29 protein-coding genes and 1 tRNA gene are annotated in these 23262 nt (G+C 68.8%); 25 read left to right on the top strand and 5 right to left on the bottom strand.

The features are described from left to right. Nucleotides 1–3 precede the first annotated feature (3 nt). The 9 genes from VGE03_RS08130 to VGE03_RS08090 all read left to right on the top strand — a co-directional run bounded on the left by VGE03_RS08130 (nucleotide 4) and on the right by VGE03_RS08090 (nucleotide 6128). Entirely contained in the window at nucleotides 4–525 is a 522-nt protein-coding gene (locus VGE03_RS08130) for a DUF2975 domain-containing protein (RefSeq protein WP_331045979.1), read from the top strand. An 11-nt stretch (nucleotides 526–536) separates the two neighbouring features. Continuing rightward, nucleotides 537–773, top strand: a complete 237-nt coding sequence (locus tag VGE03_RS08125; protein ID WP_331045978.1) for a helix-turn-helix transcriptional regulator — start codon at nucleotides 537–539, stop codon at nucleotides 771–773. A 112-nt stretch (nucleotides 774–885) separates the two neighbouring features. After that, a complete protein-coding gene (locus tag VGE03_RS08120) occupies nucleotides 886–1113 on the top strand; it encodes a hypothetical protein (protein WP_331045977.1) in 228 nt (75 codons plus the stop codon). After that, complete coding sequence (locus tag VGE03_RS08115; RefSeq protein ID WP_331045976.1) at nucleotides 1110–1304, top strand: helix-turn-helix transcriptional regulator; 195 nt, start codon at nucleotides 1110–1112, stop codon at nucleotides 1302–1304. The genes VGE03_RS08120 and VGE03_RS08115 overlap by 4 nt, the downstream gene beginning before the upstream one ends. Nucleotides 1305–1363: 59 nt before the next feature. Then, nucleotides 1364–1525: a hypothetical protein gene (locus tag VGE03_RS08110; protein WP_331045975.1), complete on the top strand. Its 162-nt coding sequence runs from the start codon at nucleotides 1364–1366 to the stop codon at nucleotides 1523–1525. A 298-nt stretch (nucleotides 1526–1823) separates the two neighbouring features. After that, entirely contained in the window at nucleotides 1824–2246 is a 423-nt protein-coding gene (locus VGE03_RS08105; protein ID WP_331045974.1) for a DoxX family protein, read from the top strand. Between the two features lie 235 nt (nucleotides 2247–2481). Continuing rightward, nucleotides 2482–2967, top strand: a complete 486-nt coding sequence (locus VGE03_RS08100; RefSeq protein WP_331045973.1) for a MerR family DNA-binding transcriptional regulator — start codon at nucleotides 2482–2484, stop codon at nucleotides 2965–2967. A 2-nt stretch (nucleotides 2968–2969) separates the two neighbouring features. Next, on the top strand, nucleotides 2970–4754 hold the full coding sequence (locus VGE03_RS08095; protein WP_331045972.1) for an acyl-CoA dehydrogenase C-terminal domain-containing protein: 1785 nt from the start codon (nucleotides 2970–2972) through the stop codon (nucleotides 4752–4754). A 210-nt stretch (nucleotides 4755–4964) separates the two neighbouring features. Further along, nucleotides 4965–6128 (top strand): acyl-CoA dehydrogenase family protein, encoded by a 1164-nt coding sequence (locus VGE03_RS08090; protein ID WP_331045971.1) that lies wholly within the window; start codon nucleotides 4965–4967, stop codon nucleotides 6126–6128. A 44-nt stretch (nucleotides 6129–6172) separates the two neighbouring features. Here VGE03_RS08090 and VGE03_RS08085 read toward each other — a convergent pair. Then, nucleotides 6173–6247, bottom strand: a tRNA-Ser gene (locus VGE03_RS08085). A 48-nt stretch (nucleotides 6248–6295) separates the two neighbouring features. Between VGE03_RS08085 and VGE03_RS08080 the strand changes: the two genes are divergently transcribed. The 10 genes from VGE03_RS08080 (at nucleotide 6296) to VGE03_RS08035 (ending at nucleotide 14624) form a co-directional block, all read left to right on the top strand. Continuing rightward, nucleotides 6296–7054: a 16S rRNA (uracil(1498)-N(3))-methyltransferase gene (locus VGE03_RS08080; protein ID WP_331045970.1), complete on the top strand. Its 759-nt coding sequence runs from the start codon at nucleotides 6296–6298 to the stop codon at nucleotides 7052–7054. Between the two features lie 91 nt (nucleotides 7055–7145). Continuing rightward, nucleotides 7146–8507, top strand: coding sequence for a glutamate--cysteine ligase (locus VGE03_RS08075; protein WP_331045969.1), 1362 nt, complete (start codon nucleotides 7146–7148; stop codon nucleotides 8505–8507). Nucleotides 8508–8510: 3 nt separating this feature from the next. Continuing rightward, complete coding sequence (locus tag VGE03_RS08070; RefSeq protein WP_331045968.1) at nucleotides 8511–9017, top strand: hypothetical protein; 507 nt, start codon at nucleotides 8511–8513, stop codon at nucleotides 9015–9017. A gap of 102 nt (nucleotides 9018–9119) precedes the next feature. Further along, nucleotides 9120–10703, top strand: coding sequence for an ATP-binding protein (locus VGE03_RS08065; RefSeq protein ID WP_331045967.1), 1584 nt, complete (start codon nucleotides 9120–9122; stop codon nucleotides 10701–10703). Between the two features lie 55 nt (nucleotides 10704–10758). After that, a complete protein-coding gene (locus VGE03_RS08060; RefSeq protein WP_331045966.1) occupies nucleotides 10759–11385 on the top strand; it encodes a hypothetical protein in 627 nt (208 codons plus the stop codon). 36 nt (nucleotides 11386–11421) lie between these two features. Then, the gene (locus VGE03_RS08055) at nucleotides 11422–11664 is read left to right on the top strand and encodes a type II toxin-antitoxin system ParD family antitoxin (protein WP_331045965.1); all 243 of its coding nucleotides are present in this window, start codon (nucleotides 11422–11424) and stop codon (nucleotides 11662–11664) included. Nucleotides 11665–11826: 162 nt separating this feature from the next. Further along, nucleotides 11827–12576 carry a DUF72 domain-containing protein gene (locus tag VGE03_RS08050; RefSeq protein WP_331045964.1) on the top strand — a complete coding sequence of 250 codons (750 nt, stop codon included), beginning with the start codon at nucleotides 11827–11829 and terminating at the stop codon, nucleotides 12574–12576. A gap of 109 nt (nucleotides 12577–12685) precedes the next feature. Then, nucleotides 12686–12877, top strand: coding sequence for a hypothetical protein (locus VGE03_RS08045; RefSeq protein ID WP_331045963.1), 192 nt, complete (start codon nucleotides 12686–12688; stop codon nucleotides 12875–12877). Nucleotides 12878–13034: 157 nt separating this feature from the next. Continuing rightward, nucleotides 13035–13760 (top strand): acetoacetyl-CoA reductase, encoded by a 726-nt coding sequence (phbB, locus tag VGE03_RS08040; protein ID WP_331045962.1) that lies wholly within the window; start codon nucleotides 13035–13037, stop codon nucleotides 13758–13760. A 99-nt stretch (nucleotides 13761–13859) separates the two neighbouring features. Beyond that, nucleotides 13860–14624 carry a DUF4908 domain-containing protein gene (locus VGE03_RS08035; RefSeq protein WP_331045961.1) on the top strand — a complete coding sequence of 255 codons (765 nt, stop codon included), beginning with the start codon at nucleotides 13860–13862 and terminating at the stop codon, nucleotides 14622–14624. Here VGE03_RS08035 and gloB read toward each other — a convergent pair. Then, entirely contained in the window at nucleotides 14621–15343 is a 723-nt protein-coding gene (gene gloB / locus VGE03_RS08030; RefSeq protein WP_331045960.1) for a hydroxyacylglutathione hydrolase, read from the bottom strand. The two genes, VGE03_RS08035 and gloB, sit on opposite strands and share 4 nt — an antisense overlap. Nucleotides 15344–15388: 45 nt before the next feature. On the opposite strand from gloB, the gene VGE03_RS08025 reads away from it, so the two are divergent. From VGE03_RS08025 to VGE03_RS08005, 5 genes are all read left to right on the top strand, one after another. Further along, nucleotides 15389–16162, top strand: a complete 774-nt coding sequence (locus VGE03_RS08025) for a class I SAM-dependent methyltransferase (protein ID WP_331045959.1) — start codon at nucleotides 15389–15391, stop codon at nucleotides 16160–16162. A gap of 11 nt (nucleotides 16163–16173) precedes the next feature. After that, nucleotides 16174–16674 (top strand): SixA phosphatase family protein, encoded by a 501-nt coding sequence (locus tag VGE03_RS08020; protein ID WP_331045958.1) that lies wholly within the window; start codon nucleotides 16174–16176, stop codon nucleotides 16672–16674. Further along, complete coding sequence (locus VGE03_RS08015; protein WP_331045957.1) at nucleotides 16671–17027, top strand: DUF952 domain-containing protein; 357 nt, start codon at nucleotides 16671–16673, stop codon at nucleotides 17025–17027. The genes VGE03_RS08020 and VGE03_RS08015 overlap by 4 nt, the downstream gene beginning before the upstream one ends. Continuing rightward, the gene (locus VGE03_RS08010) at nucleotides 17018–18055 is read left to right on the top strand and encodes a quinone-dependent dihydroorotate dehydrogenase (RefSeq protein WP_331045956.1); all 1038 of its coding nucleotides are present in this window, start codon (nucleotides 17018–17020) and stop codon (nucleotides 18053–18055) included. Before VGE03_RS08015 ends, VGE03_RS08010 begins: the two co-directional genes overlap by 10 nt. A 66-nt stretch (nucleotides 18056–18121) precedes the next feature. Next, complete coding sequence (locus VGE03_RS08005; protein ID WP_331045955.1) at nucleotides 18122–20068, top strand: ATP-binding protein; 1947 nt, start codon at nucleotides 18122–18124, stop codon at nucleotides 20066–20068. On the opposite strand, the gene VGE03_RS08000 is transcribed toward VGE03_RS08005, so the two are convergent. After that, nucleotides 20032–20475 (bottom strand): very short patch repair endonuclease, encoded by a 444-nt coding sequence (locus VGE03_RS08000; protein ID WP_331045954.1) that lies wholly within the window; start codon nucleotides 20473–20475, stop codon nucleotides 20032–20034. The genes VGE03_RS08005 and VGE03_RS08000 overlap by 37 nt on opposite strands. Nucleotides 20476–20629: 154 nt before the next feature. Next, nucleotides 20630–21115 (bottom strand): peroxiredoxin, encoded by a 486-nt coding sequence (locus VGE03_RS07995; protein WP_331045953.1) that lies wholly within the window; start codon nucleotides 21113–21115, stop codon nucleotides 20630–20632. 129 nt (nucleotides 21116–21244) lie between these two features. On the opposite strand from VGE03_RS07995, the gene VGE03_RS07990 reads away from it, so the two are divergent. Further along, on the top strand, nucleotides 21245–21814 hold the full coding sequence (locus tag VGE03_RS07990; protein WP_331045952.1) for a YqgE/AlgH family protein: 570 nt from the start codon (nucleotides 21245–21247) through the stop codon (nucleotides 21812–21814). Nucleotides 21815–21885: 71 nt separating this feature from the next. Here the strand turns inward: VGE03_RS07990 and VGE03_RS07985 are convergent. Then, nucleotides 21886–23262, bottom strand: a 1377-nt coding sequence (locus VGE03_RS07985; protein WP_331045951.1) for a bifunctional diguanylate cyclase/phosphodiesterase, incomplete at its 5' end; no start/stop codon positions are given.

The raw sequence follows: 23262 nt of genomic DNA, 5'->3' as shown, positions 1-23262 counted from the left end.
CAGATGAGACTGATCGGCAAGCGATCCGTGGCCAGCGTGGTCCGCTGGATGCTGGGTTTTGTGAATGTGTTCGTGACCATCGCGGTGGTGGTCACCGGCCTGCTGCTGCTGACGTCGCTGGTGATGCCGGATTTCGCGGCCGGCCTGTTCGACGGGCTGGCGGACCGGCCGGACAACCGGGGCCGCGACCTGTTCCTGGGTGAGCACATCACCCTGTTCGCGGTCTTCCTCGCCACCGCCAGCACCTGGTGGATCCTGAACCGGCTGCGCCGCATCTTCCTGTCGGTGAACCACGGCGACGCCTTCGAGCCGGCCAACGTCGGCCGTCTGCAAGCCATGGGACTGGGGCTCGTCGGCGTGCAGGTCAGCGCGATGATCCTCGTCTTCAGCACGCCGCAGGACGTCGTCGACACCAAGTTCGAGCTCGATCTCGGCGCCTGGCTGGGCATCCTGATCGTCTTCATGCTGGCCGAGGTGTTCCGCCAAGGGTCGTCGATGCGTGACGACCAGCAGATGACCGTCTGAGGCCGCCCGCCATGTCCATCACCGTTCAACTGGACCGCCTGCTGCAGGCCCGCCGCATGTCCCTGACCGAACTCAGCGACCGGGTGGGCGTGACCCTGGCCAACCTGTCGATCCTCAAGACCGGCAAGGCCCGCGCCGTCCGCTTCTCGACCCTGGACGCCCTGTGCCGGGAACTGGACTGCCAGCCGGGCGAACTGCTGGCCCGCACCGAGGGTCCGCAGCCCGCGGACGAGGAAGACGGGGCCTGAAGCCCCGTCCGCCGCCCCCTTCGGCAAGCTCGCTTGTCATGATGTAAAAGACGCTTGACTTGGTTTGGCGACATTGTAAAACACCCTTGTCACAACGACAGGGAGCCTTGTCATGAACAACGAAGTCAAAACCTCCTCGCGCTACGATCTGGAGCCGCGCGCCGCCGCCACCGTCGCCCTGCTGCTGGCGGTGGTCGTGGCCCCGGGCGTCACCGAGCCCCTGCCCTTCTGGCCGGCCCAGTTCGGCGCCACGCCGTCGATCGGCTCCGCCCTGCTGGCCTTTGCGCTGGTCATGGCCCTGGTCAGCTTCAGCCGCCGCTACGGATGGGACGCGAAATGACAGCCGCCTCCCCGCTGCAGGCGCTTCGTCTGGAGCGCAACCTGTCCCGGGCGGAGCTGGCCCGCCGCCTGGGGGTGTCGAGCCGGACGGTGCGGGCGATGGAGACCGGCGGCTACGCCCCCTCCGTCACCCTCGCCTGCCGTGTCGCCCGCGAACTGGGCCGCCCCGTGGAAGCCCTCTTCCACGCCTGAGCCTCCGGGCTCGCTTCTCCGGGGTTCGCCCCGACCTTCACACATCAGGAAACACGACCATGACCAACAGCATCCTGCTGGGGCGCGCCGCCTCGTACCTGTCGCACTTCGCCTCGGGCCTGTGCCTGACGCTGGTCGCCAGCGCCTTCCTCTACGCCGTCGAGGCCCAGGCCCGGCCGGTCCTCGACGCCGAACCCGTCGCCTGCCGCACGGCCTGCTGACATCAGGTTGGCAGCAGCATGGCGGTAGAGCTCAAGGACCGGCGCGGTCGCCGGTCCGACCTCCCGGGAGCCCGCCATGACCAGCGCCGAGTCGACAGAAACAGCCGCGCTTAACGGGTCTGAAACGCCGGTCACATTACAACGATTTATGGATGCGGCCACGCTTTGGCCGCGGCCGGGTGTCACTGAACAGTCACGTATCGTTACGCGTAAGCCCCACCCCCTTGCGGAAGGGCGGGGCCAATCCGATATCGCCGCTGTTACCAATACAAGAGCGCCAGAACCGGCGTCATCGAAAATGACTTCTCAGATCCTCACCCCCGCCCGCGCGCGGCTGAACGCCAGCTACCGGAACCTGACCCTGTGGACCCTGCAGGGCTGGATCGCGATGTTCTTCGTCGCGGCCGGCTACGCCAAGCTCAGCGAGCCGATGGCCAACCTGATCGACCTGATGCGCTGGCCCGCCTTCGCGCCGGAGAATCTGGTGCGCGGTCTCGGCGTCGCCGAGATCACCCTGGCCGCCCTGATGCTGGCGCCGGTCGTGTCGTGGAAGCACGGCCGCCCGCTGCTGGTCGTCGCCGCCGCCGGTCTTCTGGCGCTGGAAACCGTCATGCTGGCCATCCACGCCACCGGAATGGACGTCGGCCCGGCGATCACCAACGCCGTCCTGATCGCCATGACCGCCCCGGTCCTGTGGATGCGGTCGCGCGAGGCGCGCTGATCTGAGGCAAGTCCTCCCCGTTCGCATTGCGAATGGGGAGGTGTCGCGCTTCGGATACGAAGCGTGACGGAGGGGGCGGCGCTGTCGCCCGACGACCATTCCGAATAGCGAAAGCTGAAAGCACCCCTCCACCACGCGAGCCAAGCTCGCGCGGTCCCCCTCCCCATGCGCGATGCGCACGGGGCGGAAAACCTTCCCTTTACGTCCGCGTCAAGTTTGGTCTAGAACTTCGACCATGGCGACCGCAGACGATCACCGCACCTATTCGATCCGCCAGCTGTGCCGCGAGTTCGGGGCGACGGCGCGGGCCCTGCGCTTCTATGAGGACAAGGGTCTGCTGACCCCGGCGCGCAAGGGCCAGACCCGCGTCTATGACGCCCGTGATCGCGCCCGCCTGAAGCTGATCCTGCGTGGCCGCCGCATCGGCTTCAGCCTGCAGGAGATCCAGTCGATGCTGGATCTGTATGACCGCAAGGACCACAACGCCCACCAGATGGCCGTGGCCCTGCGCCAGCACCGCGCCCAGATCGCAGCGCTGAAGCAGCAACTGGAAGACATCGAAGGCGCCATCGAGACGGCGGAAGAAGCCTGCCGCTGGATGGAGGAGAAGCTGGGCGAATTCCGTCCCGATCTCCTGCCCGGCGCCGACGAATACGCGAACCTGATGAAGGCTCGCCTCAACACCGAACACCACCACCAGCCCTTCAAAGCGAGAGCCTGATCATGGCCTACAAGGCGCCTGTCCGCGACCTGACCTTCATCCTGTCCGAAGTGCTGGAGATCGACCGCTACACCAATCAACCCGGCTTCCAGGACGTCTCGGCCGAACTGGCCCAGCAGATCCTCGAGGAAGCCGGCAAGTTCGCCGACGAGGTCATCGCCCCGATCAACAACCCGGGCGACAAGGAAGGCTGCCACTGGGCCGAGGGCGGCGTCGTCACCACGCCCAAGGGGTGGAAGGAAGCCTATCACCAGATGGTCGAGGCCGGCTGGCCCTCGCTGATGATGGACCCGGCCTACGGAGGCCAGGGCATGCCGTCGGTCATCGGCTCGGCCGTGGGCCAGTTCACCGCCGGCGCCTCGGCGGCCTTCTCGATGTATCCGGGCCTGACGGCCGGCGCCTGGGCGGGCATCCACGCCAACGCCTCGGAAGAGCTGAAGCAGAAATACCTGCCCAAGATGTCGACCGGCGAGTGGACCGGCACGATGAACCTGACCGAGCCGCAGTGCGGCACCGATCTGGGCATGGTCCGCACCAAGGCCGTGCCGAACGGCGACGGCAGCTATTCGATCACCGGCCAGAAGATCTGGATCTCGGCGGGCGAGCACGACTTCGCCGACAACATCATCCACACCGTTCTGGCCCGCGTCGAAGGCGCGGTCCCGGGCATCAAGGGCCTGTCGCTGTTCGTGGTGCCGAAATTCCTCGTCAACGAGGACGGCTCGCTGGGTGAGCGCAACACGCTGGAATGCGCCGGTCTCGAGCACAAGATGGGCATCCACGGCAACGCGACCGCCGTCATGCAGTACGACGGCGCCAAGGGCTGGCTGATCGGCGAAGAAGGCCGCGGCATGAACAACATGTTCGTGGTCATGAACGAGGCCCGCCTGGGCACCGGCCTGCAGGGCCTGGCCATCGGCACCGCCGCCTACCAGGCCGCCGTCGAGTTCGCCAAGGACCGCCTGCAGGGCCGTTCGCTGACCGGGCCGAAGAACCCGGATGGCCCGGCCGATCCGATCATCGTCCACCCGGACGTGCGCCGCATGCTGCTGGAGGCCAAGGCCTTCGTCGAAGGCGGCCAGGCCTTCATCCTGTGGACCGCGCTGCAAGCGGATCTGGAGAAGTCGGAAGACGAGGCCGTCGCCACCAAGGCCAAGGACTACATGGGTCTGCTGACCCCGGTGCTGAAGGCCTATCTGACCGACAAGGGCTTCCACGCCGCCTCGCTGGCCATGCAGGTCCACGGCGGCTCGGGCTACACCGAACACTTCCCGGCCTCGCAGTACCTGCGTGATGCGCGCATCACCATGATCTACGAGGGCACCAACGGCATCCAGGCGCTGGACCTCGTGGGCCGCAAGCTGCCCGCCGCCGGCGGCCGCGCCATCATGAGCTGGTTCGGCGAGATCGACGCCTTCGTCGCCGAGCACAACGGCAATGAGTCGGTGAAGCCCTTCATCGACGGTCTGGCCGACGCCAAGAAGAAGCTGCAGGACGGCACGATGTGGCTGATGCAGAACGGCATGGCCAACCCGGACAACGCCGGCGCCGCCTCGACCGACTATCTGAACATCTTCGGCATCACCGCCCTGGCCTATGTCTGGGCCCAGATGGCGATCGCCGCCCAGAAGCAGGTGGACGCCGGTTCGACCGACCCGTTCTACGCCGGCAAGCTGCAGACCGGCCGCTACTTCGTGGAACGCATCCTGCCGGACGCGGCCGCCCATCTGGTCAAGCTGAAGACCGGCGCGGACGTCCTGATGGACATGCCTGCGGACGCGTTCTGAGGCGGAGTTGACTGCCGTGACGTGATCCCGGCAGCGACGGACTGAAACGGTCTCCCTCCCCGCCCCGGGGAGGGTGGTCGGCGCGCCAGCGACGACCGGGTGGGGAGGGCTCGGCGACGAACGACCGGGCCACCCAGCCGAGCCGCCCCCACCCGGCCGCTGCGCGGCCACCCTCCCCGAGGCGGGGAGGGAGAAGCAGGAAACGCCCCCATGAACGTCCTCAACAGCCCCGAACCCGCCTTCATGCAGGACGAGGAGATCACCCTCTTCTCGGACAGCGTCGGCAAATGGATCGACGAACACGCGCCGCTGGAGAAGGTCCAGCAATGGATCGCGGACTCGTCCGTGCCGCGCACGCTGTGGAACGACGCCGGGGACGCGGGCCTGCTGGGCCTGTCGATGCCGGAAGAGGACGGCGGCTTCGGTGGCGACTACCGCCACGAGGTCGTGCTGATGCGTCAGCTGGGCTGGAAGGGCGCGGACCATTTCGGCATCTCGCTGCACAACGCGATCGTCATGCCCTACGTCTGGCACTACGGCACCGAGGAGCAGAAGCAGCGCTGGCTGCCGCGCCTGCAGACCGGTGAACTGGTCGGCGCCATCGCCATGACCGAGCCGGGCGCAGGGTCTGACCTGCAGGGGGTGAAGACCACCGCCATCAAGCAGGGCGACCACTACGTCCTGAACGGCTCCAAGACCTTCATCACCAACGGCCAGCTGGCCAACTTCATCATCGTGGTCGCCAAGACCGATCCGTCGGAAGGCGCCAAGGGCACCAGCCTGATCGTGGTCGAGACCGACGGCGCCGAAGGCTTCGAGCGCGGCCGGAACCTGCACAAGATCGGCATGGAGGCGAACGACACCTCCGAGCTGTTCTTCAACGATGTGAAGGTGCCGCTGGAGAACGTCATCGGCGGGACCGAGGGCCAGGGCTTCATCCACCTGATGCAGCAGCTGCCGCAGGAGCGCCTGAACATCGCCATCCAGGGCGTCGCCGCCGCCGAGCGCGGGCTTCAGGAGACGCTGGCCTACGTCAAGGAGCGCAAGGCCTTCGGCAAGCGGATCCTCGACTTCCAGAACACCCAGTTCAAACTGGCGGAAGTGAAGACCAAGCTGACGGTCGCCAAGGTCTTCGTCGACCACTGCATGGGCCTGCACCTCGAGGGCAAGCTGGATGCCGCGACGGCCTCGATGGCCAAATACTGGGTCACCGACATCCAGGGCGAGGTCATCGACGAGATGCTGCAGCTGCACGGCGGCTACGGCTACATGAACGAGTACCCGATCGCCCAGCTGTACAAGGACGCCCGCGTCCAGCGCATCTACGGCGGCACGAACGAGATCATGAAGCTGCTGATCGCGCGGACGCTGTAGGTACAGGGACGCCAGCCAGAAGCATGATCTGGCCAGCGCCCCCTTATCCCATGGCAGGACTCGAACCTGCGACCCTCCGCTTAGTAGGCGGTTGCTCTATCCAGCTGAGCTACACAGGCGCGATGACGTGTAGATAGGAAAGCCTAGCCGCGTTTCAAGGGCCTCGCATGATCCGCCTCCACATCCCCCAGCCGCTGTCCGCCGGCGCGGCCCTGGCCCCGACGCTCGATCAGTCGCGCTACCTCACGCAGGTGATGCGGCTGAAGGCGGGCGATGAGCTGCTGGCCTTCAACGGCAGGGACGGCGAGTGGCGCGTCAGCGTCGCCGAGGTGCTGAAGAAGGGCGTGGTGCTGAAGGCCGAGGCGCAGGTCCGGGCCCAGATCACGCCGCCGGACGTGCATCTGGTGATCGCCACGGTGAAGAAGGCCGCGCTGGAGTTCGCGGTTGAGAAGGCGACCGAGCTGGGCGCCGCGCGCATCCGGTTGATGACCACCGCCCGGACCCAGCCGCAGCATCTGCGCCTCGACCGCCTGGACGCCATCGCCGAAGAGAGCGCCGAACAGACCGGGCGGCTGGACGTGCCGCCGGTGGACAAGCCGCAGACGCTGAACGCCCTGCTGGACGGCTGGGACGGGACGCGGCGGCTGATGTTCTGCGACGAGACGGGCGGCGCGCCGGTGATGAGCGCGCTCGCTCCCTATGCCCCCTCCACCCCTTCGGGGTCCCCCTCCCCCGATGGGGGAGGAATGCCCTGGGCCATCCTGATCGGGCCGGAGGGCGGGTTCACGCCCGAGGAGCGCGACCGGCTGCGCGCCCTGCCCTTCACCACCGCGGTATCGCTGGGTCCGCGCGTGCTGCGGGCCGACACCGCCGCCACCACCGCCCTGACCCTGTGGCAGGCGGCGATCGGCGACTGGGACCGCTAGACGCCCCTGTCTCGCGGAAGTCGGCCGTCGCCTCTTGAGCAAACGCCAAGGTCGGCCCATCTAGCCGCGACACGAGGGGTTACAGAACCACATGGCCGACGCCGCACCGCTTTCCCGGGATGACCTGATCGGGGCCATGTCGAAGGGCATCAAGCCGCGCGCCGAATGGCGCATCGGCGCCGAGCACGAGAAGTTCGGCTTTGACCGCTCGACCCTGCGCCGCCCGACCTATGAGGGCCCCAACGGCATCAAGGCCATGCTGGACGGCCTGACCCGCTTCGGCTGGGACAAGGTCTATGAGGGCGACAACGTCATCGCCCTGGAGCGCCGGAACGGCGAAGGCATGACCGCCTCGATCAGCCTGGAGCCCGGCGGCCAGTTCGAACTGTCCGGCGCGCCGCTGAAGGACGTACACGACATCTGCAACGAGACCGGCCAACACCTGATGGAGGTCAAGCAGGTCGCCGACCAGCTGAACCTCGGCTTCCTGGGCGCCGGCTTCGACCCGATGTGGGCGCGCGAGGACGTGCCCGTCATGCCCAAGGGCCGCTACGGCATCATGCGCGCCTACATGCCCAAGAAGGGCTCGCTGGGCCTCGACATGATGCTGCGCACCTGCACCATCCAGTCGAACCTCGACTTCGAGAGCGAGGCTGACATGGTGGCCAAGTTCCGCACCTCGCTGGCCCTGCAGCCGATCGCCACGGCCCTGTTCGCCAACAGCCCCTTCACCGAAGGCAAGCCCAACGGCTTCCTGACCGCCCGCGCCAACGTCTGGACCGACACCGATCCGGACCGCACCGGCATGCTCGACTTCGTCTTCCAGGACGGCTTCGGCTTCGAGCGCTACGCCGACTACGCCCTCGATGTGCCGATGTATTTCGCCAAGCGCGGCGGTCGCTACATCGACCTGTCGGGCCGCTCGTTCCGCAAATTCATGGACGGCGAGCTGGATGACATGCCCGGCGAACTGGCGACGATCAAGGACTGGAACGACCACCTGACGACCCTCTTCCCGGAGGTTCGCCTGAAGGCCTATCTGGAGATGCGCGGCGCAGACGGCGGACCGTGGAGCCGCATCTGCGCCCTGCAGGCCCTGTGGGCCGGCGTCCTGTACGACGCCCCGTCGCAGGCCGCCGCCTGGGACCTGGTCAAGGACTGGGACATCGCCAACCACGAGCGCCTGCGCCGCGACGTGACGCGTCTGGGCCTGAAGGCCGAGGTGGGCGGACGCACGGTGCGTGACATCGCCGTCGACATGGTCGAGATCGCCAAACAGGGGCTGAAGAACCGCGCCCGCTTCTCGGGCGGCATGGTCGACGAGCGCGGCTACCTGTCCGAGCTGGAAGACATCGCCGACAGCGGCGTGACCCCGGCCGAGCGGCTGCTGGAGCTGTACAACGGCGAGTGGCAAGGCGACCTGACCCGGCTGTACCGCGACTTCGCCTACTGAGCCGTGCCGACCGAGAACGAGCGCAAATACGTCCTGACCGACCCGGAGGCCGTGCTGGCGCTCTGGCCTCGCGAGGACTGGGAGGACGTCCGGCAGGGTTATCTGCCGGGTGATGCGCGTATCCGGCGGCGCGTCCGTCGCGGGCAGACCACCGACAGCTTCACCTACAAGATCGACGCGACGGGTCGGCTGATCGAGATCGAGACGACGCTGGAGGCCCGGGACTTTGACGACCTGTGGCCGCTGACGACGAAACGGATCCACAAGCTGCGGCGGGCGGTCAGCGACGCCCACGGGCTGGCGTGGGACATCGACCTGTTTCTCGATCCGGAGGCCCGGTTCTACCTCGCCATGGCCGAATGCGAGATGCCGGAAGGGATGGAGGCGCCGCCGGAGATCCTGCCGCAGCTCGCCCCGCTCATCCGCTACGTCGTGCCTCGCGACCGACAGACCGAGTTCGTGAACAGCCGGCTGGCGGACCGGGATTATGTGGACCGGCTCAGCTTCTGAACGGTGCGACCTTCCGCCCGTATCGGGATGACGTCGGCAAGGCGACCTTAACCGCAACCGTGTTATGGACAGGTTCATGATCGTCCCCCGCCGAGTGTCCCGATGAGTTGCGTCGACCCCGGCCCCGCGCGCGGCCCCGTGACCGGCCCCGCGGCCAATGACGACGAACACAGCAACGCCGCCGCCTTCTTCGACGTCTCGCTGGACCTTCTGGTGATCCGCGACATCGAGGGCTTCGTGGTGCGGGCCAGCCCCTCGTGGGAGACGGTGCTGGGCTGGACGCCGGATGAGCTGCGCGGGACCCGCCTGCTGGACCTGGTGCATCCCGACGACATGCCGGGCACCCGGGGCAGCGTGGTGGAGGTCGAGAACCGCCGCCCCGGCGACCCGGTCCTCGGCCATATCAACCGCTACCGGCATCGTGACGGCCACTACCTGACGCTGGAATGGCGGGCCCAGCGCGTGGGCGGCCAGATCTACGGCCTCGCCCGCGACGTCACCGACCGGGTGGCGGCCGAACAGGCCCTGCTGGAGGCCAAGGCGGCGGCCGAGGCGGCCAACAGCGCCAAGTCCGACTTCCTGGCCAACATGAGCCACGAGATCCGGACCCCGCTGAACGGGGTCATCGGCATCGTCGACGCCCTGAGCCGCACCACCGGCCTGACCCCCGAGCAGCAGGAGATGGTCGAGCTGATCCGCGGCTGCGGCGTGACGCTGGAGCGGCTGGTGTCCGACATCCTGGACGTCTCCAAGATCGAGGCCGGCCAGCTGGATCTGGAGACCCGTCCCTTCAATCTGGACGAGGCGCTCGAGCCGATCTGCGTCGTCAAGGCGCGGGCCGAGGACAAGGGCCTGACCTTCACCGTCAACCGGTCGCCAGACGCCGAGGGCGTCTTCATCGGCGACAGCACGCGCATCCGTCAGGTGCTGGGCAACCTGCTGTCCAACGCGGTCAAGTTCACGGCCACAGGCGGCATCACGGTCGACATCGCCGTCACGCCCGACGGCGACACGCACCGGCTGTCGATCTCGGTCGAGGACAGCGGCATCGGCTTTGACGCGGATCACGCCGCGCGCCTGTTCGAACGCTTCAACCAGGCCGACGGCACCATCACGCGCCGGTTCGGCGGGACCGGCCTGGGCCTGTCGATCTGCCGCTCGCTGATCGAGATGATGGACGGCGAGATCGGCGCCCAGTCCACGCCGGGGACCGGCAGCCGCTTCCACTTCAGCCTGCCGCTTCCGCGCGGCGCGGCGACCGGGGACGGCGCGGCCGCGACCACGCCTGTCATGGCCCGCGCCCTGCGCATCCTGCTGGCCGAGGATCATCCGACCAACCAGCGCGTGGTCCAACTGATCCTGCAGGGCCAGGGGATCGAACTGGAAATCGTCGACGACGGCGCCGCCGCCGTCGCGGCCTTCCGGAACGACGAGTTCGACCTGATCCTGATGGACATGCAGATGCCGGTCATGGACGGGCTGACCGCCACCCGCGCCATCCGCGCCCTTGAGGCCGAAACGCCGCTGCGTCCGCGCATCCCGATCGTCATGCTGAGCGCCAACGCCATGGTCGAGCACCGGGCCGACGCCGCCGCCGCCGGGGCGGACGGCCACATCGCCAAGCCGATCACCGCCGCCAGCCTGCTGGCCGGCATGCAGCAGGTGCTGGACGCCCTGGATCAGTGACGGGCGGCGCGTCCCTGCCTATGGTGACGCTTCAATCCTGCGTCGGGGGACGGGTGTGAGCGCTTTCGAGTTCTTCTTCAGCTTCTACGGCCTTGTGCTGGGCCTGTCGGTGGCGGTGCTGGCCACCGGCGCGGCGCGGGCCTTCAAGCACCGCAAGACGGTGAAGGTCGGCTGGAAGACCCCGCTGCTGGCCCTGTTCGCCGCCTTCGACATCGCCACCTTCTGGGACGCCGCCTGGACCAATCTGGGCAAGGCTCCCTACAGCTACGGGATGCTGCTGGCCGGTCTGGCGGTGGCCATCGTCTATTTCATCGCCGCCAGCCTGATCTTCCCCGAGCCCGAGGACGAGGCGACCAGCCTGAACCAGCATTTCGAGGCCAACAAGCGCCCGGTGCTGCTGCTGCTGATCCTGGCCAATGCGCTGATGGTGGCGCTGTGCCTGACGATGCTGGTCGGACGGCCGGGCTTCATGGCCATGGCCATCGGCTACGGCTTCACCTTCCTGATCTATGTGGCGCTGGTGCTGCCCGCGGCCCTGTCGAGGCGGGCCTGGGTGTTCGCCTCCGCCATGGGCCTGCACATCGCCCTGTATCTGGTCATCGCGATCATCAGCACCATGCATCCGGGCGCGGCGGTCCAGCTGGAAGGAGCACAGCCGGAAGCCGCGAGCACGACCGGCTGATTTGCCAAGGATTGCCATCAGGCAGACCCTTTTCAGATGGCCACGATGAACATCTCCCTCCCCGACCGGATGAAGACGTGGGTCGAGGACCAGACGAAGGACGGCCGCTACGCCAACTCCTCCGACGTCATCCGCGACCTGATCCGCCGCGAGCAGGTCCGGGCGGAGAAGATCGCGCACATGCAGCGGCTGGTGGACGAGGCTGAAGCGTCAGGAATCAGCAAGAGATCACTGGAAGAAATACTCGCCGAAGCAAAGGCTCGGGCCGCGCCACGCTGACCTCGCTCGACATGCCTTGGCCCTCGGCGAAGTTCGGACGGCTTTTGTGCTTTTTGATCAGCAGCGCATCGTCATAGCCTACAGTCTGGAGAACGACACCTCGGCCTGGCGCACTGATACCATCAGGTCGGGAGCTACCTCAGATGCTGGAAGGGCAGAGCTATGAGCGGAATCATTCGCGTCGGCATCGGCGGCTGGACCTTCGAGCCCTGGCGGGGGACCTTCTATCCGGACAAGCTGAGCCAGAAGAAGGAGCTGGAGTACGCCAGCTCGAAGCTGACCTCGATCGAGATCAACGGCACCTACTATTCCGGCTTCAAGATCGACACCTGGATGAAGTGGCGCGACGAGACGCCGGACGACTTCGTCTTCGCGGTGAAGGCCAGCCGGTTCTGCACCAATCGCAAGGTGCTGTCCGAGGGCAATGAGAGCCTCGAGCGGTTCCTCGATCAGGGACTGACGGCGCTGGGCGACAAGCTGGGGCCGATCAACTGGCAGTTCATGGCCACCAAGAAGTTCGATCCGGTCGACTTCGAGGGCTTCCTGAAGCTGCTGCCCAAAGAGAAGGACGGGGTCCGCCTGCGTCATGCGCTGGAGGTCCGCAGCCCGACCTTCGATAACCAGCAGTTCTATGATCTGGCGGCGAAATACGGCTGCGCCATCGTCTATGCCGAAGACGACGAGGCGCCGGAGTGGCCTAGGATCGACCAGCCGACGGCGGACTTCACCTACGCCCGGATGATGTCGTCGAAGCCGGACGAGCCGACCGGCATGACCTCGGCCGAGTTGGACGGGATCGCGAAACAGACGCGGGGCTGGGCCAAGCGCGGCGACGTGTTCGCCTACTTCATCGCCGGGGCCAAGGTGCGCAATCCGGCGGCGGCGATGGCCCTGATCGACAAGCTGAAATAGGCGCTTGCGCCCGCCTTATGCGGCGGGCCGGTTTTCCCATCGCGGGCTTACGGCCCGCGGGCGCACAGGATGGACGACGCCGCATCCGGCGTTGTCCCGGCCCGCAGCCATGCCCGTTCCCCTTCCCCTGCCTCCTGCCGTCATCGAGGTTTCGCCGGACCTGCACGGCTGGCGGATGACCTCCAGCGACGGCCTGTTCTTCGGCCTGTTCGCCGACCGGGCCAGCGCCGTACGGTACGCCCGCGACGAGGCCGACGGCCATCCCGGCCACGTCGTGGTGGTCCGCGACACGACCGGCTGAGCCCCGGCGCCGCCCCTGCCGCTGATCACCGCCGTTATCACCGCGTCATCGTGTTGAGGCACACCGACTTTCCGCGCAACGCTGTGCGGGTTAAAGCGTAGATCAGCAGGCGGCCCGGCAGAGGTCGCCGCTCCAAGGAAAAGCAGAGGAAGCGCTCATGGCTCGCGTCGCACTGGTGACGGGCGGTACCCGCGGTATCGGCAAGGCGATTGTTCAGCGTCTGAAGGAAGACGGGCTGCAGGTCGCGGCCGGCTATTCCGGCAACACCGAAGCCGCCGAGGCGACCGCCCGCGAACTGGGCGTGATGGTGGTCAAGGGCAACGTCGGCTCGTACGACGACTGCGCCCGCGCCGTGGCCGACGTGGAGGCCGAACTGGGCCCCATCGACGTGCTGGTGAACAACGCCGGCATCACCCGCGACGGCTTCTTCCACAAGATGAGCGCCGACCAGTGGTCGGACGTGATCCGGGTCAACATGGACAGCGTCTTCAACATGACGCGTCAGGTGATCAACGGCATGCGCGACCGCGGCCACGGCCGGATCATCAACATCTCCTCGATCAACGGCCAGAAGGGCCAGATCGGCCAGACCAACTACTCGGCCGCCAAGGCGGGCATGATCGGCTTCACCAAGGCGCTGGCGCTGGAGAACGCGCGCAAGGGCGTGACGGTGAACTGCATCGCCCCCGGCTACATCGACACCGAAATGGTCGGCGCGATGGACGAGAAGGTTCTGGCCGGGATCGTGGCCCAGATCCCCGTCGGAAGGCTCGGAAAAGGCGAGGAAATCGCCGACATGGTGTCCTGGCTGGCCGGTGAGCGTGCCGGATATGTCACAGGCTGCACGCTGTCGCTGAACGGCGGTCAGTATCTGGTCGGCTGACAGAAGCCTGCCCAAAATCCGCCGCGTGACGATTCCACCAAGTCGGGCATGAAGTTGACGGGGAAGGTCAGAACGGCGCGAACGCCGCTTCAGACTGCGATGGCCTTTGCCGTCGCGGTGACCGCCGTGCTTTCCGTTTCGGTCCCCGTCGCCGCCGAGGCGCAGGAGCGCGGCAACGCCCAGGCCGAGCAGAGCCAGGCGCTCCGCAACCGGGGCGGCGCGAACCGCACCCTGCCGCCCGTCGGCCGTTATGTTTCCGAATCCGGCGAGGCCTTCACCCTGGACCGGTCAGGCCAGCGCCCGCTGCTGCGGTTCGACCGTCGCGACGAAACCTGGGTGCTGCGCGCCAGCGCCGCCCCGCGCGGCGACATTATCTATCGCAATGACGCCGGCCAGCAGATCCTGCGCATGACTCCGGGCGGCGGCGTGACGGTCTACACCTCGCGCGCGCCGGGCGGGTCCCCGGCCTCGCTCTCCGGGACCGGCGAACCGCTGGCCCTGCCCTCGCTGGGGCCGGCGCAGCTGTTCCAGCTGATGACCCGCCGCAGCGCCATGCTGAGCCAGACCATGGGCCGGCTGATCGAGATCAACGTCGACACCGATGAAGAAGCCGAGGGGCTGACGGTCGAGGCCCTGATCCTGTCGACCGACGCCGTCCTGCGCATCGCCCGCTCGCCCACCGGCCGCTCGTCGCTGAGCCAGCTGCGCCGCATAGCCATCGTTCAGGGTAGCACCGCCTCGGCATCCTACGCACGCGGCGAACTGCGTATCGTGGTCGCCCCGGTGCAGGGCGTCGCCGGGCGTCCGTCGTCCGCGCGCGTGATCCGGGCCCTGTTGCCGCAGGACCCGACCCCGGGCCGCTAGAAGCTGTCCTTGGCCGCCCGGCGGGCCGCGAAGTCCGCGGCGTCGGCGGCGCGCAGGAACGGGTTGAAGGCCTTCTCCGAACCGATGGTCGTGGGCACGGTGGGCTCGCCCCGTTCACGCGCCGCGAAAATCCCGGCCGCCCGCGCCTGCATCTCCGGCCGGTCATCCAGGCTCAGGGTGAAGCGGGCGTTGGACGCGGTGTATTCGTGCGCGCACCAGATCACCGTCTCATCCGGCCAGGCGGCCAGGGTCTGAAGGCTGGTCCACATCTGCTCGGGCGTGCCCTCGAACAGGCGACCGCAGCCCAGCACGAACAGGACGTCGCCGACGAAGGCCAGGCCATCCCCGACCGAGCGATAGACGATGTGGCCCAAGGTGTGGCCCGGCGCGTCGGTGACCTCCAGCGGGGTCTCGCCCAGCATGACGGTGTCTCCGCCCTTGATCACGCGGTCGATCGGCGCGGCCTTGCGCACCTCCTCGGGTCCGACGATCTCGCAGCCGGAGGCGGCCTTCAGCGCGGCGTTGCCCTGGGTGTGGTCGGGGTGCCAGTGGGTGTTCAGGATCAGGTCCAGCCGCCCCCAGCCCGACCGCTCCAGCTCGGCCAGGATGGCGTCGGCGTCGGGCGTATCCACCGCCGCGACCACGCCGGTCGCGCTGTCGCGGACCAGATAGCCGTAGTTGTCGCTGAGGCAGGGGAAGAGGCGGACATCGAGGGTCATGCCGCCATTCTGGCAGCCGCCCCCCGGCGGGTCTATGCTGGGGTCATGCGGCGCAGCATCGACGACCTCCGGATCTTCTACGGCGAGCCCGCGGGCGCGCTGGCCCGGCGCATGCTGGCGCGGCGGCTGGAGGACGCCTGGGGCGAGGCGAACAACTGCGATGTTCTTGGTCTCGGCTACGCCACGCCCTGGCTGGACGCCTTCGTCGGCGCCCGACGGCTGATCGCCGCCATGCCCGGCAGACAGGGGGTGGAGCTGTGGCCGCAGGCGGGCAAGAACCGCACGGTGCTGGTGGACGACCGCCGCCTGCCCTTCGCCGCCGGATCCTTCGACCGCATCCTGCTGGTGCACGCGCTGGAGGAGGCGGACGACGCCCAGGCCCTGATGCTGGAGGCGGTCAGGGCCCTGGCGCCGACCGGACGGATCATCCTGATCGCGGCGGCGCGCGGCGGCCTGTGGGCCCGCTCCGAGAACACCCCCTTCGGCCACGGCCGCCCGTTCACCCGCCGCCAGCTGGAGCGGCTGGTGCGCGAGGCGGGGCTGGAGCCGACGGCCTGGTCCCAGACCCTGTATGTGCCGCCCTGGGGTCCGCTGCTGCCGCTGGCGGACGGACTGGAGCCGATCGGCAAGCATGTGATGCCGGGCGCCGCCGGGTTGATCCTGCTGGAGGCCACGCGACAGGCCTACGCGCGGGCCCGTCCGGGCGGGGCGGTGGCGACCGCCCCGGTGCTGACCCCGGCGCTGCAGCCCCAGCCGGCGTCGCGCGCGCGGCGCAATCCCGCCGGTGGTGATCTGGCGAGATCGGCCGAACACCCGTAAAGGCGGGGCCCATGCAAAGACTGATCCTCATGCGCCACGCCGAGGCGGAACGGGCGAGCGGCTCCGGCCGCGATCGCGACCGCGACCTGTCGGCGCGGGGGAAGAGCGACGCCGCCCTGATGGGCCGGGCGCTGGCCGCCAAGGGCGCCCGCCCGGACCTGGCCCTGGTCTCGCCCGCCAGCCGCACGCGCCAGACCTGGGACCTCGTCCATGACGCCATGGGCGACGTCGAGGTGCGCGAGGACGAGCCGCTGTACAACGCTTCCGCCGACACCCTGCGCCGCGCCGTCGAGGCGGTCGAGGACGAGGCCGGCACCCTGCTGGTGCTGGCCCACAACCCGGGCGTCCACCTGCTGGCCGTCGAATACCTGATCGAAAGCGCGGCCTCGCCGTCGGTGCTGGACCGCATGAGCGGCGGCTTCCCGCCCGGCGCGGCGGCCCTGTTCACCGTGGACGTCGCCGGACGCTGCACCTTCGAGGGCTTCCTCCAGCCGCGGGACATCACCGAGTGACCGACGTCGCCTACAAGCTTGTCGACCGCGCCGAATGGGAGGCCGTGCCCCCCGGCGGCGCCTATGCCGGGTCCGCCGTCGATCTGAACGACGGCTACATCCACATGTCGACCTCGGCCCAGCTGGCCGAGACCGCGCGGCGGCACTATGCGGGCCGCGACGATCTGCTGCTGGTCGCGGTCGACCTGCCGTCGCTGGGCGAGGCGCTGAAGTGGGAGGCGTCGCGCGGCGGCGACCTGTTCCCCCACCTGTTCGCCCCCCTGCCCCTGTCGGCCGCACGCGAGATCCGCGTCCTGACGGTCGATGCGGACGGGATCATGCAGTTCCGGGACGGAGCCGCCGGATGGGCCTGACCGACCTCGGCGCCGCCCTGCTGCGCACCCTCGATCCGGAAACCGCGCACCGTCTCGCCATCCGGGCGCTGCAGGTCACGCCCCTGCCCGCCCCGGCCGCCGATGATCCGATCCTGCGCACGCGGGTGGCGGGTCTGGACCTGCCCAACCCCGTCGGCCTGGCCGCCGGCCTGGACAAGAACGGCGAGGCCCTGCACGGGCTGGCCCGGCTCGGGTTCGGCTTCGTCGAGTGCGGTTCGGTCACGCCCCTTGCCCAGCCGGGCAATCCGAAGCCGCGCCTGTTCCGCCTGTATGAAGACCGCGCGATCATCAATCGCATGGGCTTCAACAACGCCGGGCTGGAGGCCTTCGCCGACCGGCTGGCCCACCGTCCCCGCACGGCGGTGATCGGCGCCAATCTGGGGGCCAACAAGGACACCGAGGACAAGGCCGCCGACTATGTGAAGGGCCTGATCCGGCTGAAGGGGCTGGCCGACTACGTCACGGTCAATGTCTCGTCGCCGAACACGCCGGGCCTGCGCGCCCTGCAGGGCCGGGCGGCGCTGGACGACCTTCTGGGCCGGCTGGCCGAGGCCCGCGGCGACGATCCGACGCCGGTCTTCCTGAAGATCGCGCCGGACCTGACCCCGGACGAGATCGCCCTGATCGCCGAGGCCAGCCTGGACCACGGCCTGGACGCGCTGATCGTGTCGAACACCACCCTGGACCGCCCGGACAGCCTGCGCTCGGCGCACAGGGGCGAGGCCGGGGGGCTGTCGGGCGCGCCGCTGAAGACGCGCGCCGGCGACGCCCTGCGCGCCGCCGCCGACGCCTCGGCGGGACGCCTGCCGCTGATCGCCGTCGGCGGGATCGAATCCGCCGACGACGCCTGGGCGCGGATTCGCGCGGGCGCCTCGGCGATCCAGGTCTATTCGGCCCTGATCTACGAAGGCCCCGGACTGGTGTCGCGCATCAAGTCCGGCCTGACGGATCGTCTGCGGACGGAGGGTTTCTCCACACTCGCCGAGGCCGTCGGCACGGGCCGTTGACGGACCGTTAGGGCCGATCCCGCATAGTGCGAGGAAGGGCGAATACGCCCATCCTCGGGGAGACGCATGGCGAACGTCAGCGCCGCCAACATCACGCCGGCGACCGACCCTTGGGTCATCGCCATTCTGCAACGGCGCAAGGCGCTGCTGCAGCGCCTCGGCATGGCCGCGGCGAGCGCGCTCGTCTTCAGCCCCCTGATCGGCTGGGACGTCAGCGTCGGCTGGGTGCTCGGCTATTTCCTGATCCAGGCCCTGGACCTGTGGACCTTCGCGCCGATCGTCAGCGGCCGGGCCCAGAAGCTGAACGGCGCGCGCGCCGTGCTGGGCGACATCCTGCTGTTCTCCAACGCCAGCTATTTCGGCAGCCTGTCGATTCCCCTGTGGATCGTGGGCGGTCCGATGGGCGGGGTCTGCGCCGCCATGCTGCTGTCGGCGGGCGCCATCTATTCGATGATCAACGCCCCGCGCTCGAAGCGCGTGCTGGTGCTGACCGTCGCGCCGCAGTTCCTGTACCTGACGTCCATTCCCTTCTTCATGGCCATGTTCGGCGGCTCGACCGGTTTCGTCACCGCCGCCGCGATCGCCGTGGGCGTCTTCATCACCTACTGCCTGTCGACCTGGCAGCGCATGAACGACGCCCGGACCGCCGAAAGCGCCGCCCGGATCGAGGCCGAGCAGAAGCGGATCGACGCCGTCCGCATCATGGAAGGCCGCAGCGCCTTCCTGGCCGCGGTCGGCCATGACCTTCGCACCCCGATCAGCGCCATCCTGACCGGCGCGGCCGAGCTGGAGCGCGGCGCCGCCGACAACGCCGCCCGCGGCCAGGCCCGACTGATCAACGACGCCGGCCTGATGATGAAGGCCCTGCTGGACGACCTGCTCGATCACGCCAAGCTGGAAGCCGGTCACATGACCGTCGATGCGGTCGACTTCGACCTGCGCGAGCTGCTGAACCAGACCGTCCGCCTGTGGCGCGCCCCGGTCCGCGCCAAGGGCGTGAAGTTCCGCGTCGAGGGCGCGGCCACCATGCCTTCGGCGGTTCGCGGCGATCCGATGCGCCTGCGTCAGGTGCTGAACAACCTGATCTCCAACGCCGTCAAATTCACCCAGTCGGGCGCCATCACCGTGCGCCTGAACGGCTGGGTGGAAGAGCCCGGCGGCCACGCCATCCTGATCGAGATCGCGGACACCGGCCCCGGCATGACCGCCGAACAGGTCGCGCGCCTGTTCACCCCCTTCGACCAGACCCAGGACGGCGTCAGCGCCCGCCACGGCGGCACCGGTCTGGGCCTTTCGATCAGCAAGCAACTGGCCGACCTGATGGGCGGCCGGCTGACCGCGCGCAGCCGTCCCGGCGAGGGCGCCCGCTTCACCCTGGCCCTGCGCCTGCAGCCGGGCGAGATGACCGCCGCCGTCACCCCCGGACTGGATCAGGAAAGCCGTGACGCCGTGGCGCGCGTGCTGTCCAACCGTCCCGCCGCGGCGGTCGCGGCGCGGGCGCTCGACGCCCGCCCGGCGCCTGCCGCGCCCGTTATCGAGCCTGAACCGCAGGTCGCCGAGACGGCCGGAGACTATACGGACGAGGACGAGGGCGAGGACCGCCCGATGCGGGTTCTGGTCGTCGACGACCACGACATCAACCGCCGCGCCATCCAGCTGATCCTGCAGCCGCTGGGCTGTGACATCGCCACCGCCGCCGACGGCATGGCGGCGCTGAAGATCTGCGAGCAGACCGCCTTCGACCTGATCTTCATGGACGTGCGGATGCCCGAGTTGGACGGCCGCGAGACCACCCGTCGCATCCGCGCCGGAGGCGGTCCGAACGCCTTCGTGCCGATCATCGCCGTCACCGCCGACACGGCGCCGGAAGACATCGCCGCCTGCACCGCGGCGGGCATGACCTATTTCGTGCCCAAGCCGATCACCCCGCCGATGCTGCTGGGGGCCATCACCCATGTGATGACCATGGCCCAGGATCAGGCCGCGGACGATATGGAGACGGCGGCCGCCTGACCGGTCACGGCCGCCCGCAGGCGGTCCGGGAAGTCCGCCGCCTTCATCCCGCATTCCCAGACGGTGACGACGCGCCAGCCGCCCGCCAGCAGCGCCTGCGCGTTGGAGAGGTCGCGGGCGCGGTTCCGGTCGATCTTGGCGATCCAGTAACCGGCGTTGGCCTTGGGCCGCCGCGCGCCGCGCGCGCAGTCATGGCCGTGCCAGAAGCAGCCGTGGACGAAGACGACCGTCCGCCGCCCCTTCATCACCAGATCCGGCTTTCCGGGCAGGCCCGCGCCGCCGAGGCGATAGCCGATCCCGGCCGTGCGCAGGATGCGGCGCACGGCCAGTTCGGGCGTGGTGTCCTTCCCCTTCACGCGCCGCATGACGGCGCTGCGTTGCTCGGGGGTGAAGACGTCGGTGGTCACGAATACGCTCCGCTCATTCCGGCGAAAGCCGGAACCCAGTCCTGTCCAGCCTGACGCTGTCGCATCAGGATCAGCCTCGCGGCGAAACCGCCAACGACCTGTCTTCCAAAGCACTGGGTCCCGGCTTTCGCCGGGATGAGCGGGGTCAGGGGCCTTAAAGCTGCGCCAGCAGATGTTCGGCCGACGAGACCTTGAACTCGCCGCCCTGCTCGATGTTCAGCTGCTCGACGACGCCGTCCTTGACCAGCATCGAATAGCGCTGCGAGCGCTCGCCCATGCCGAAGCCCTTGGCGTCGAGCGTCAGGCCCAGCTGGCGGGTGAAGTCGCCGTTGCCGTCGGCCAGCATCAGGATGTCTTCCTTGCCGATGCCCTGGCTGTCGGCCCAGGCGCCCATGACGAAGGCGTCGTTCACCGAGACGCAGGCGATGGCGTCGACGCCCTTGCCGGCCAGGGCCTCGCGGTTGTCCTTGAAGCCCGGCAGGTGGCGGGCCGAGCAGGTCGGGGTGAAGGCGCCCGGCACGGCGAACAGGGCCACGGTCTTGCCGGCGAAGATGTCGTCCGTCGTGACCGGCTTGGGACCGTCGTCAGTGGCGCGGGTCAGGTTGGCCGAGGGGATGCGATCGCCGATCTGGACGGTCATGGAGAGGCTCCAAAAGAGGAAGGATGAGGATCAAACTCCCGGACCAGATAGGCGTTGCCGCTGGCCACGCCAACACCTGCGTCGTCCGGCGTCCTTGCGTCACCCGGCCCGCGTACCGATGATAAGGGCATGGACGGCTTCCAATCCCTCGTCGGGCGGCTGCTGGTCGCGATGCCGGGCATCGACGACGACCGGTTCGAGCATGCGGTGATCCTGGTCTGCGCCCACGGGCCCGACCATGCGATGGGCCTGCGGCTGGACCGCCCCGCGCCGGGCGTCGACCTGAAGACGGTGTTGGACAAGCTGGACACCCCGGCCCCGGACTCGGCGTCGACGCGCAAGGTCCTGGTCGGCGGCCCGGTCGAGCGGGAGCGGGGCTTCGTCCTGCACACCGACGACTGGATGGTCGATGACGCCTCCATGCCCTTCGGCGAGGGGCTGGCCATGACCGGCACGCGCGAGGCGCTGGCGGCGATGGTCGATCCGTTCGCGGGACCGCGAAAGTCAGTGCTGATGCTGGGCTACGCGGGCTGGGGCGACGGCCAGCTGGAGGATGAGCTGGGCGAGAACGTCTGGCTGACCGCCGACGCCGACCCGGGCCTGATTTTCGACACCGACTATGAGAGCAAATGGAGCCGGGCGCTGGCGACGCTGGGGGTCGATCCCGCCTGGCTGTCAGGGCAGAGCGGGCGGGCCTGAAGAGGTTCCAGGGGCCAGGTTCCAGGGTCCAGGGAGCGCCAGCCTGAAACCTGATCCCTATAACCTCGAACCTAGGCAGACCGCTGCTTGATCGGCGCCGCGCCGTCGGCGAGGGACTCGTTCAGATAGACCTCGGCCTCCTGCGCGGGCAGGGCCTGGGCGTAGCCGAAGCCTTGGCCGTAGTGGCACTGGGCGTCGAGCAGGAGCTTGGCGAGGCCAGCGTTCTCGACGCCCTCGGCGACGACTTCCAGCGACAGGTCACGCCCCAGATTGACGACCGACTTCACGATCTTGGCCGAGCCCTCGTCCTTGTCCATCGTCAGAACGAAGTAGCGGTCGATCTTCAGCGTATCGAACGGCAGCTTGGCCAGATAGCTGAGCGAGGAGAAGCCGGTGCCGAAGTCGTCCAGCGCGAGCGAGGCGCCGGCGTCGCGCAGCTGCTTCAGCGTCTCGGCGGCGCGCGTGGTGTCGCGCATGATGTCGCCTTCGGTGACTTCCAGCTTCAGCGCGCCGCGCGGCAGGCCGCTTTCCTCGATGATGCGGGCGACGTCCTCGACGAGGTTCGGCCGCTCGATCTCGCCCACCGACAGGTTGACGCTGCAGAACAGCTTGCCCGCCGACGGGTGCCGGGCCAGCCATTCGGCCAACTGGCGGGCCGAGGCGCGCATCATCAGCAGGCCCAGATCGTTCATCAGGCCCATTTCGTCGGTCAGGCCCAGGAACTCGTCCGGCGGGACCATCCCGCGCTTGGGGTGACGCCAGCGGGCCAGGGCCTCGAACCCGGCCACCGCGCCGGTGTTGAGGTTCACGATCGGCTGGTAGAAGGGCTCGATCTCGCCGCGCACGAAGGCGTTGCGCAGGTCCGCCTCCAGCGCCAGACGGGACAGGCTGTCGCTTTCCAGCGCGCGGCCGTAGGCGGCGATGCCGCCGCGTCCGGCGGTCTTGGCCTGCTCGACCGCCAGTTCGACCCGGCGCAGCAGTTCGGCGGGGTCGGCGGCGTCCGGGCCGCCCTCGACGGTCACGGCGCCGATGGAGACGGTCGGATAGATGTCGAAGCCGGCCACGCGCAGCGGCTGCTCCAGCGCCTCGCGAAGCCGTTCGGAGGCCACGGCGGTCTCGCGCGGGACAAGGATGGCGAACTCGTCCTCGCCGATGCGGGCGGCGTTCGAGCCGTGGGGGAAGGCGGCGTTCAGGCGCGAGCCGAGGGCGGCCAGCACCAGATCGGCGCGCTCATGGCCCAAGGCCTCGTTCAGGCGACGCAAGCGATCGACATCGGCCACCACCAGTTCGAACTCGCCGGACTGGGTCAGGGTCTCGCCGGCCCGGGCCAGGAAGGTGCGGCGGTCCAGCAGGCCCGTCAGGCTGTCGCGGTGCGAGGCGGCGAATTTCGTTTCCAGCGCGACCACGCCGGCGGCGCGCAGGCCGTCTTCCAGCCAGACGCCGCGCCA

Source organism: Brevundimonas sp. (genome assembly GCF_036400995.1).
In the GTDB taxonomy this organism is placed as follows: Bacteria; Pseudomonadota; Alphaproteobacteria; order Caulobacterales; family Caulobacteraceae; genus Brevundimonas.
The sequence above is the reverse complement of the archived record's forward strand: the minus strand, read 5'-3'. Positions and strand labels throughout refer to the sequence as shown.